Below are 9,364 nucleotides of genomic sequence, written 5' to 3' on the forward strand. Positions count from 1 at the left end.
CTTCTTCAGCAAGATCAAAGATTCCTAAGATATCTTTATCTCTTTCAAAGCCTATTGCTCTAAATAATGTTGTTACAGGTAATTTTTTCTTACGATCAATATAAGCGTACATAACGCTATTTATATCTGTCGCAAATTCTATCCATGAACCTTTAAAAGGAATTACACGTGCAGAATAAAGTTTAGTTCCATTTGCGTGGAAAGATTGCCCGAAGAAAACACCAGGTGATCTATGCAATTGAGAAACTACAACACGCTCAGCACCATTAATACAAAAAGTACCTGATGGAGTCATGTAAGGAATTGTACCTAAGTACACATCTTGAACAATAGTTTCAAAATCTTCGTGTTCTGGATCAGTACAATATAGTTTTAAGCGCGATTTAAGAGGTACGCTGTAAGTTAGACCACGTTCAATACATTCTTGAATAGAGTATCTAGGAGGATCTACGAAATAATCAAGGAATTCCAATACGAACTGATTACGAGTATCAGTTATTGGGAAATTCTCCATGAAGGTATTATACAAACCTTCTACTTCTCTCTTGTCAGATTTAGTCTCTAACTGAAAAAAGTCCTGAAAGGATTTAATTTGGATATCCAGCAGGTCAGGATATTCTGCCTTGTTAGTTACCGTTGAAAAATTAATTCTTTCTGTGTTTGTTGCTAGCATCAATGCACGGTATTAAATTATTAAAAAAAGCGTTATCGACGACGTCTCATCTTTATACGCAAAATGGTCTAGCCCTGTGAGCCTTGCTCACAGGTCTAAACCGATAGTGTATGATTAAGAAGAATTACTTCAACTCAACCTCAGCTCCAGCTTCTTCTAGCTGAGCTTTAAGTGCTTCCGCTTCGTCCTTAGAAACACCTTCCTTAATAGGAGATGGTGCATCATCAACTAAAGCTTTTGCGTCTTTCAATCCTGCTCCTGTAAGCTCTTTCACAAGTTTAACAACAGCTAGCTTAGCGCCACCTGGTGCTTTAAGGATTACATCAAATTCTGTTTGCTCTTCAGCAGCGTCTCCACCACCTGCAGCTGGTCCTGCCATAACAGCTGCCGCTGCTGCTGGCTCAATACCATACTCATCCTTAAGGATGTCTGCTAATTCGTTTACTTCTTTTACAGTTAAGTTTACTAACTGCTCTGCGAAATCTTTTAAATCTGCCATTTTTCTATCGTTTTAATAAAATTTATAAATAATTGTTTGCGTACTAGTTTTATTGCTCTCTTTCTGAAAGTGTTTTAAGAATACCTGCTATTTTCCCACCACCTGATTTAAGTGCAGAAACAACATTCTTAGCAGGGCTTTGTAACAAGCCAATAATCTCACCGATCATTTCTTCTTTAGACTTGATATTACTCAACGCCTGAACCTGATCATCACCTACGTAAATTGCTTCTTCAATGTATGCGCCTTTCAATACAGGCTTCTCGGATTTCTTACGGAAATTTTCAATAACCTTTGCTGGAGCGTTTGCCACTTCTGAAAGCATTATAGAAGTATTTCCTTTAAGCAATTCAGGAAGCTCACCAAAATCCTTTTCTGAAGCCTCCATAGCTTTAGAAAGAAGTGTATTTTTAACTACAGACATCTTCACATTAGCTTTAAAACAAGCTCTACGTAAATTAGATGTATCTTGGGCATTTAATCCCGATATGTCCGCTAAATATATAGTTGAATTCTCGCTTAACGTAGCCGTCAAATCTTGAATAACATTTGCTTTTTGTTCTCTTGTCATGATCTAGATTTTTAGTCTTCTGCAAAACGTTTAGCGTCTATTTCAATACTAGGACTCATAGTACTAGACATGAAGATACTTTTAATGTAAATACCTTTAGACGTTGTAGGTTTTAACTTAACTAGCGTGTTAATTAATTCTCTTGCATTACCAGCAATTTTCTCAGCATCAAAAGATGCTTTTCCTACTGCTGCATGGATGATACCAGTTTTATCAACCTTAAAGTCGATTTTACCTGCTTTAACTTCAGTTACCGCTTTAGCAACATCCATAGTAACAGTTCCGGTTTTAGGATTAGGCATAAGACCACGAGGACCTAATACTCTACCTAAAGGACCTAATTTACCCATGACACTAGGCATAGTAATAATAACGTCCACATCAGTCCATCCACCTTTAATTTTTTCTAAATATTCATTTAGACCTACATAATCTGCACCAGCATTCTTAGCTTCTTCTTCCTTATCAGGAGTTACTAAAGCTAACACTTTTACATCTTTACCGGTTCCGTGAGGAAGAGTTACCACACCACGTACCATTTGATTTGCTTTACGTGGATCTACATTTAATCTAACTGCAAGATCTACAGAAGCGTCAAACTTAGTAGTAGTAATTTCTTTTACTAATTTAGAAGCATCAGCTACAGTGTAGGTCGTAGACCTATCCACCTTAGCTTGACTCTCCTTTTGATTTTTTGTCAATTTAGCCATTGTTACAAGTTTTAAGCAGGTGCATCGCCACCTTTAACATTCACACCCATTGACCTAGCAGTTCCAGCAACCATTCGCATAGCGCTATCAACTGTAAAGGCATTGAGGTCTGGCATCTTATCTTCTGCAATCAATCTAATTTGATCCCAAGATATAGTTCCAACTTTCTTTCTATTAGGTTCACCACTACCACCCTTAAGCTTTACCGCTTCAAGGATTTGAACTGCTGCAGGTGGAGTTTTTATTACGAAATCAAAGGACTTATCCTTATATACTGTAATAGCAACCGGTAAAACTTTACCAGCTTTATCTTGGGTCCTAGCATTAAACTGCTTACAGAACTCCATGATATTAACACCAGCAGCACCAAGAGCAGGTCCTACCGGAGGCGATGGGTTTGCAGCACCACCTCTAACTTGTAATTTTACAACCTTAGATACTTCTTTAGCCATTTCTAATTATTTCATTTATTTTGATGATAATAAAGTGGAAGCCTTATATATCAACTATAAACTGTAACATTTATATTATACTTTCTCAACTTGCATGTAGCTTAACTCCAAAGGAGTTTTACGGCCAAAAATCTTAACCATAACTTCAAGCTTACGCTTTTCTTCGTTAACCTTTTCAATAGTCCCATTGAAACCATTAAAAGGACCGTCCACTACTTTAATAGTTTCTCCTGCCTTGTAAGGTATCGCAATATTATCTGTTTGCTCTGCTAGTTCGTCAACCTTACCTAACATACGGTTTACCTCGGACCTTCTTAGAGGTACAGGATCACCACCCTTAGTTTCTCCCAAAAAACCTATTACTCCATTAACAGATTTAATTATATGAGGAACTTCTCCTTCTAACCTTGCCTGAACCATTATATAACCAGGAAAGTAAACTTTCTCCTTATTATACTTTTTACCATCTCTAATTTGAACAACCTTTTCAGTTGGAACCAAGATGTTTTTTAAGTAATCACTGAGATTATGATGAGCAATTTCTGACTCAATATAATCCTTTATTTTGTTCTCTTGACCACTTACAGAACGAACAACATACCACTTCATTAAATCCTTCTCTTCTGACATAATCAACTAATTATTGCGGCTTAACCCAATTAAAATAATTTTCAATTGCTGTACTAAACACATAATCAATTCCTGCTATAATAAGTGCAAAAATAATTGAAAAAACAGCCACAGTAACAGTCAACTTTTGCGTTTCTTCCCAAGTAGGCCATGTCACGTGATTTGTCAACTCGTTATAAGACTCCTTAACGTATGTTATTAAACTCATATTCTTATTATTCAGAACTCTTTTACCAGAAATAATTTATACTACAACAGAAAAAGAATATATTAAAATGCACGGGCTGAGAGACTCGAACTCACGACACCTGGTTTTGGAGACCAGTGCTCTACCAACTGAGCTAAGCCCGCATAACATTCATATGAATGCTACCTATACTCTATATATAGGGAAAGTATCCTATCTAAAAAAAGACAGGATACTTAAGTTATTAATTCAGAAATTAATCTAAAATTTCAGTTACTTGACCAGCACCTACTGTTCTACCACCCTCACGGATTGCAAAACGTAAACCTAAGTTTAATGCGATAGGCTGAATCAATTCAACAGTAATTGTAAGGTTATCACCAGGCATTACCATCTCTACTCCATCAGGAAGAGCAATGTTTCCTGTAACATCAGTTGTACGTACGTAAAACTGAGGACGATAGTTATTATGAAATGGAGTATGACGTCCACCTTCCTCTTTCTTCAAGATATAAACCTCAGCTTTAAATTTTGCATGAGGAGTTACAGATCCTGGCTTTGTAATAACCATACCTCTAGAAATCTGTGACTTCTCAATACCTCTTAATAAGATACCTGCATTATCACCAGCTTCACCTCTATCAAGAATCTGACGGAACATTTCAATACCAGTAATAGTAGATGTTAACTTCTCTGCACCCATACCGATAATTTCTACTGGATCACCTGTATTAGCAACACCAGTTTCAATACGTCCAGTTGCAACAGTACCACGACCTGTAATAGAGAATACATCTTCAATAGGCATCAAGAATGGCTTATCCATATCTCTTACCGGCTCTTCGATCCAATCATCGACAGCTTGCATTAATTCCAATACTGTATCAACCCATTTTTGCTCTCCATTAAGAGCACCTAAAGCAGAACCTGAAACAACAGGACCATTATCACCATCGTACTCATAGAAACTCAATAAATCACGGACTTCCATATCCACTAACTCAAGTAGCTCCTCATCATCAACCATATCCACTTTGTTAAGGAAAACAACGATACGAGGTATACCTACCTGACGACCAAGTAATATGTGCTCACGCGTTTGTGGCATAGGACCATCAGTCGCAGCAACAACAAGTATAGCACCATCCATTTGAGCAGCACCAGTAACCATGTTCTTTACATAATCGGCGTGACCAGGACAATCTACGTGTGCGTAGTGTCTGTTTTGTGTTTGATACTCTACGTGAGAAGAGTTAATTGTAATACCACGCTCTTTTTCTTCTGGAGCGTTATCAATTTGGTCAAAACTTGTTGCATTAGAAAAACCAGCATCAGCAAGCACTTTAGTAATTGCAGCGGTAAGTGTTGTTTTACCGTGGTCAACGTGACCAATTGTACCTACATTAAGGTGAGGTTTCGAACGATCGTACGTTTCTTTAGCCATAACTTAAAATCTTAATTTATATTAGTGTTTCAATTTAAAAGAGACAGATACGGAGCTAAAACCAAATCAGTCTATACTAGTAATGGCCTCAAATGAGACCTATTTTTATTTATGAGCCAATGACGAGATTTGAACTCGTGACCTCTTCCTTACCAAGGAAACGCTCTACCCCTGAGCTACACCGGCAAAACCCTTTAACAAGGAAAAGACAATCATGACTTTAAACTCAATAAAAATAGAGTTTAATTTAGAGCGAGAGACCAGGTTCGAACTGGCGACATTCAGCTTGGAAGGCTGACGCTCTACCAACTGAGCTACTCTCGCATTTTATTAGCTTTTTACAACTAAAAGGTATTCAATATTTCAAATTATCTTTTCAGATAATATTCTGTGGGGAGAGCAGGATTCGAACCTGCGAAGGTTTCCCAACGGAGTTACAGTCCGTCCTCGTTGGCCGCTTGAGTATCTCCCCAAAAGTCCATAAAGAACTTCGTATTTAAAAGAGCCGATGGAGGGACTCGAACCCACGACCTGCTGATTACAAATCAGCTGCTCTAGCCAGCTGAGCTACATCGGCAATCTTTAACTTTTTCGTCAAAAAAAAGTCCGCTATTTCTAACGGACTGCAAATGTAAGCCTATTTTTTAATTGCACAAATATTTTTATTATTTTTTTTTAGTGTGCTGATAATTTTTCTTTTCTTTTTTTCAGTTGACGCTCTAATGCTGCCGCACATTCATCGACACATTGCTCAAATGTCTTACATGTTTTTTTAACCACCATATCATCTCCTGGCACAAAAAGTCTTATCTCAGTAATTTTATTTTCTGGAGCAGAGGTCTTCTGAACCTTAAGATATACATCAGCATTAATTATCTTATTATAAAACTGCTCTAATTTATCTAACCGTTTTTGAATGAAATCAATCAGCTTTGCATCTGCATCAAAATTTACTGCTTGTGTGTTTACTTTCATAATGTAGTATTTAGGTTAATTATTTTTTGACCTAGGATGCGCAGTCTTATAAACTCCTTTTAACATAGCCATACTTGAATGAGTATAAATTTGTGTAGAGGATAAACTTGCGTGTCCCAAAAGCTCTTTTACTGCATTTAAATCTGCTCCTTTATCTAATAAATGTGTGGCAAACGTATGCCGCAAAACATGAGGACTGATTTTTACTTTCAAAGAGACTCTACTAAAATAAGTTTTTATAACTCGATAAACAAGACTTGGATAAACTTTATCACCATTTGAAGTCAGGAATAAATATTCTATTTGAGAAGAAGCAATCTTTTTTCTTAACAAGAAAAATTTCTCAAAATGAGTAATCAATGTATCTACTAGCGGTACTATTCTTTCTTTTTTTCTTTTACCTAATACTTTTATAACTTTATTAGATAAATCTACATCTGCTAGTTTAAGATTTATCAACTCTTCTCTCCGTATTCCTGTAGCATAAAATAATTCAATAATCAAAAAATCTCTAGATTGGATATAATCAGACTCATCATATGGCGTATTAAGAAGCTTTAACACTTCATCTGATGAAAACGGTATCTGAATTTTTTTACCAACTTTTAAACTTTTATAAGCTGCAGTAGGATTTGAGGTAATCGTGCCTGTTTTAAGTAAAAATTTAAAGTAAGATTTTATAGCAGCCATCTTGCGATTAACTGAACGATTTGACACTCCATCTTCTAACAATAAAGTTACCCATCCTCTTATAATACTATAATTAACCTCATCTACAGATAAGACTTCCTCATCCATTAAGTAATTCATAAAACTTAATAAATCTTTCTTATAAGCCATTATAGTATGGGAAGAATAATGTTTCTCGAGCTCTAGATAATCTATGTAAGAATTTAAATCCATAAAAAAAACCGCTAGTTGTAAATGTATAAATTTACAACTAGCGGTTACATATTTTAGATAGAAATTATCTAGATGTTCTCTGCGTCACGCAATCCTTGAATGTAGGCTGCTTTAATGTTTTGAGCACGTTTTGCAACAGATGGTTTAGTAAACTGCTGTCTTCTACGTAGTTCACGCATCTTCCCTGTACGATCAAATTTTCTTTTGAAACGCTTTAGGGCTCTATCGATATTTTCTCCGTCTTTAACTGGTATTATTAACATAGTGTCATCACCTCCTTTCTTTGGGACGGCAAAAATACATTTTATTTTGCAATCTCAAAGTTTTATTTGTATTAAAATTATTTTGTTCTCGCTTTCGCGAAAGCATAACTGATAAGCTACTTAGCGGCTGGCTTATAGTCTTTACCATCAAGAGTCATTTTTGCAATGATTTCTCTCATGATCTCACTTGTTCCACCTCCTATAGGGCCTAAACGGCTATCTCTCCACATTCTAGCCAGTGGATATTCCTCGATATAACCATAGCCTCCTAAATACTGTAAACACTTATAAATAACTTCATCAGCAATTTTAGTGGTAACAAGTTTTGACATGCTCGCTTCTTTAACTGGGTACAGACCTTTGTCTAATTCTTCTGCAATCGCATAATTGAAACATTTTGCCATTTCTACCTCGCTCATCATATCTGCCAGGTTGTGACGCAACGCCTGATACTTATCTAGAGATTTACCAAAGGCTGTACGCTCTTTCATATAACCTATGGTATATTCTAACGCAAACTCTGCTCGAGCGTGCGAGTTTATACCCATTATTAATCTCTCAAGTGCAAAATGTTGCATAATATAAGGGAATCCTTTTCCTTCTTCACCCATTAAATTCTCTGCAGGGATACGCACGTTATCAAAACCTATTTCACCTGTATCACTAGCTCTCCAACCTAATTTGTTCAATTTTGTGGCGCTTATACCTGGCGTATCACGGTCCATGACAAATATGGAAATCCCTCTACCCTTTGCTTCGACATCCGTTTTGGCTGCTATAACTAAGTAATCACTGTAAACACCATTTGTGATAAAGGTTTTAGAGCCATTAATAATATAATGATCTCCATCTTTCACAGCTGTAGTTCTCATACCTGCAACATCACTTCCACCAAAGGGTTCTGTGATACCTAAACAACCTATCTTCTCACCTGTAAGTGTAGGCACTAGGTATTCCTGCTTTATGCGCTCATCACCTTCTTTAAGTAAATGTTGCGCTCCTAAAAATGCCTGAACCCACATTGCAGCTGCAAAACCTCCAGAGTTAATACGTTGCATCTCTTCTAGAAAAATAACCGTATAGAAGAAGTCTAAATCTAGGCCTCCATACTCTTCAGGATAATACAGCCCGAAATATCCCATCTCTCCCATTTTCTGAAAGATTTCGCGATCAATTTGTCCCGTTTCTTCCCATCGGTCAATATGTGGAACTGCTTCCTTCTTTAAAAAATCTCTGAAACTTTGTCTAAAGGCATCATGCTCCTCAGTAAAATATTTTGAATACATAAATAAGTTTATAGTAATTTATTAAAATGCATTTAAAAGACCTTTTTAAATGCGATATTCTCAGTAAAAACTGTAATTATTAATTTAATGTCAAATATAGCTGAATTAAGGGTAATTTTTCTTGTGGAAACCTCGATGTTAACAAGACTTTATCCCAGCTTTTAAACCCATCTCTTAAAGTTCTTTGTTCTATAAGTTTCTCTACAAGATAGTCGTTAAAGTATGGAATAGATAACAACTCTTCCTCGCTAGCAGTATTAAGAGCTATCTTCTTAAAACTCGCAGGTGGAGTTACAAAGAAATGTTTCTTGAGTTCTACCATGGTAGAGTCTGTTAAACCGTAGACTCCTCTTACCTGAGAGATATCAATAAAGCCCTTAAGTCGTTCTCGTTCTTTTAAAATCCGACCAGAAAGTGCTGGTCCTATACCGTAAACTTTTTTAAGCTCGTCTTGACTCGCTGTATTAATATCTTTTGCAACAACTTTTCGATCTTTAAAAGACTTGTAGTTACTCGTATATGACTTCTTAGGATTAGTCACCCATTCTGGAAATTTAAAGTAAGGAGATATGCTATCCAGCCACCGGTCATTAACCTGAGTTATACGTTGAAAGTCTTTTTTTGAGTTTATCCATTTTCCGCTTTCGCGAAAGCGGTGCACTCGATCGATCTCTTCCATACTCAGTCCTAATTTATAACCTCTATAATCTGTGATGTAATTTGGATTGAATGGATAAATTGTATCCCGCCTTTTTTGCTGAACAGTTGCTA

12 protein-coding genes, 5 tRNA genes and 1 pseudogene are annotated in these 9,364 nt (G+C 36.4%); all 18 read right to left on the reverse strand.

Annotated elements, in window-relative coordinates:
- A pseudogene (gene rpoB, locus A9Q93_RS14100) lies at positions 1-673 on the reverse strand (DNA-directed RNA polymerase subunit beta); the annotation flags it as partial.
- A 124-nt stretch (positions 674-797) separates the two neighbouring features.
- A complete protein-coding gene (gene rplL / locus A9Q93_RS14105; RefSeq protein WP_303688042.1) occupies positions 798-1,172 on the reverse strand; it encodes a 50S ribosomal protein L7/L12 in 375 nt (124 codons plus the stop codon).
- A 49-nt stretch (positions 1,173-1,221) separates the two neighbouring features.
- A complete protein-coding gene (gene rplJ / locus A9Q93_RS14110) occupies positions 1,222-1,743 on the reverse strand; it encodes a 50S ribosomal protein L10 (protein WP_303688043.1) in 522 nt (173 codons plus the stop codon).
- Between the two features lie 11 nt (positions 1,744-1,754).
- On the reverse strand, positions 1,755-2,453 hold the full coding sequence (rplA, locus tag A9Q93_RS14115) for a 50S ribosomal protein L1 (RefSeq protein WP_303688044.1): 699 nt from the start codon (positions 2,451-2,453) through the stop codon (positions 1,755-1,757).
- Between the two features lie 11 nt (positions 2,454-2,464).
- Positions 2,465-2,905 carry a 50S ribosomal protein L11 gene (rplK, locus tag A9Q93_RS14120; protein ID WP_303688045.1) on the reverse strand — a complete coding sequence of 147 codons (441 nt, stop codon included), beginning with the start codon at positions 2,903-2,905 and terminating at the stop codon, positions 2,465-2,467.
- 75 nt (positions 2,906-2,980) lie between these two features.
- A complete protein-coding gene (gene nusG, locus A9Q93_RS14125) occupies positions 2,981-3,535 on the reverse strand; it encodes a transcription termination/antitermination protein NusG (protein ID WP_303688046.1) in 555 nt (184 codons plus the stop codon).
- 10 nt (positions 3,536-3,545) lie between these two features.
- On the reverse strand, positions 3,546-3,743 hold the full coding sequence (secE, locus tag A9Q93_RS14130; protein WP_303688047.1) for a preprotein translocase subunit SecE: 198 nt from the start codon (positions 3,741-3,743) through the stop codon (positions 3,546-3,548).
- Between the two features lie 70 nt (positions 3,744-3,813).
- A tRNA-Trp gene (locus A9Q93_RS14135) sits at positions 3,814-3,886 on the reverse strand.
- 92 nt (positions 3,887-3,978) lie between these two features.
- A complete protein-coding gene (gene tuf / locus A9Q93_RS14140; protein WP_303688048.1) occupies positions 3,979-5,166 on the reverse strand; it encodes an elongation factor Tu in 1,188 nt (395 codons plus the stop codon).
- A 114-nt stretch (positions 5,167-5,280) separates the two neighbouring features.
- Positions 5,281-5,352, reverse strand: a tRNA-Thr gene (locus A9Q93_RS14145).
- A gap of 65 nt (positions 5,353-5,417) precedes the next feature.
- Positions 5,418-5,490, reverse strand: a tRNA-Gly gene (locus A9Q93_RS14150).
- A 67-nt stretch (positions 5,491-5,557) separates the two neighbouring features.
- Positions 5,558-5,638: transfer RNA gene (locus A9Q93_RS14155), tRNA-Tyr, on the reverse strand.
- A 31-nt stretch (positions 5,639-5,669) separates the two neighbouring features.
- A tRNA-Thr gene (locus tag A9Q93_RS14160) sits at positions 5,670-5,743 on the reverse strand.
- Positions 5,744-5,841: 98 nt separating this feature from the next.
- Positions 5,842-6,141 carry a ribosome-associated translation inhibitor RaiA gene (gene raiA / locus A9Q93_RS14165; RefSeq protein ID WP_015362695.1) on the reverse strand — a complete coding sequence of 100 codons (300 nt, stop codon included), beginning with the start codon at positions 6,139-6,141 and terminating at the stop codon, positions 5,842-5,844.
- 15 nt (positions 6,142-6,156) lie between these two features.
- Positions 6,157-7,044 (reverse strand): tyrosine-type recombinase/integrase, encoded by an 888-nt coding sequence (locus A9Q93_RS14170; protein ID WP_303688049.1) that lies wholly within the window; start codon positions 7,042-7,044, stop codon positions 6,157-6,159.
- A 68-nt stretch (positions 7,045-7,112) separates the two neighbouring features.
- Positions 7,113-7,307, reverse strand: a complete 195-nt coding sequence (rpsU, locus tag A9Q93_RS14175) for a 30S ribosomal protein S21 (RefSeq protein WP_015362693.1) — start codon at positions 7,305-7,307, stop codon at positions 7,113-7,115.
- A gap of 116 nt (positions 7,308-7,423) precedes the next feature.
- On the reverse strand, positions 7,424-8,593 hold the full coding sequence (locus A9Q93_RS14180; protein ID WP_303688050.1) for an acyl-CoA dehydrogenase family protein: 1,170 nt from the start codon (positions 8,591-8,593) through the stop codon (positions 7,424-7,426).
- Between the two features lie 79 nt (positions 8,594-8,672).
- Positions 8,673-9,364 (reverse strand): helix-hairpin-helix domain-containing protein (locus A9Q93_RS14185; RefSeq protein WP_303688051.1); only part of this gene is annotated, 692 nt, incomplete at its 5' end.

It is taken from the genome of Nonlabens dokdonensis (assembly GCF_002162835.1).
GTDB lineage: Bacteria > Bacteroidota > Bacteroidia > Flavobacteriales > Flavobacteriaceae > Nonlabens > Nonlabens dokdonensis_B.

Excerpts from the sequence above, each read along its gene's own strand:
- rplL (WP_303688042.1), bottom strand. The coding sequence starts at position 1,172 with ATGGCAGATTTAAAAGATTTCGCAGAGCAGTTAGTAAACTTAACTGTA.
- rplJ (WP_303688043.1), bottom strand. The coding sequence starts at position 1,743 with ATGACAAGAGAACAAAAAGCAAATGTTATTCAAGATTTGACGGCTACG.
- rplA (WP_303688044.1), bottom strand. The coding sequence starts at position 2,453 with ATGGCTAAATTGACAAAAAATCAAAAGGAGAGTCAAGCTAAGGTGGAT.
- rplK (WP_303688045.1), bottom strand. The coding sequence starts at position 2,905 with ATGGCTAAAGAAGTATCTAAGGTTGTAAAATTACAAGTTAGAGGTGGT.
- nusG (WP_303688046.1), bottom strand. The coding sequence starts at position 3,535 with ATGTCAGAAGAGAAGGATTTAATGAAGTGGTATGTTGTTCGTTCTGTA.
- secE (WP_303688047.1), bottom strand. The coding sequence starts at position 3,743 with ATGAGTTTAATAACATACGTTAAGGAGTCTTATAACGAGTTGACAAAT.
- tuf (WP_303688048.1), bottom strand. The coding sequence starts at position 5,166 with ATGGCTAAAGAAACGTACGATCGTTCGAAACCTCACCTTAATGTAGGT.
- raiA (WP_015362695.1), bottom strand. The coding sequence starts at position 6,141 with ATGAAAGTAAACACACAAGCAGTAAATTTTGATGCAGATGCAAAGCTG.
- A9Q93_RS14170 (WP_303688049.1), bottom strand. The coding sequence starts at position 7,044 with ATGGATTTAAATTCTTACATAGATTATCTAGAGCTCGAGAAACATTAT.
- rpsU (WP_015362693.1), bottom strand. The coding sequence starts at position 7,307 with ATGTTAATAATACCAGTTAAAGACGGAGAAAATATCGATAGAGCCCTA.
- A9Q93_RS14180 (WP_303688050.1), bottom strand. The coding sequence starts at position 8,593 with ATGTATTCAAAATATTTTACTGAGGAGCATGATGCCTTTAGACAAAGT.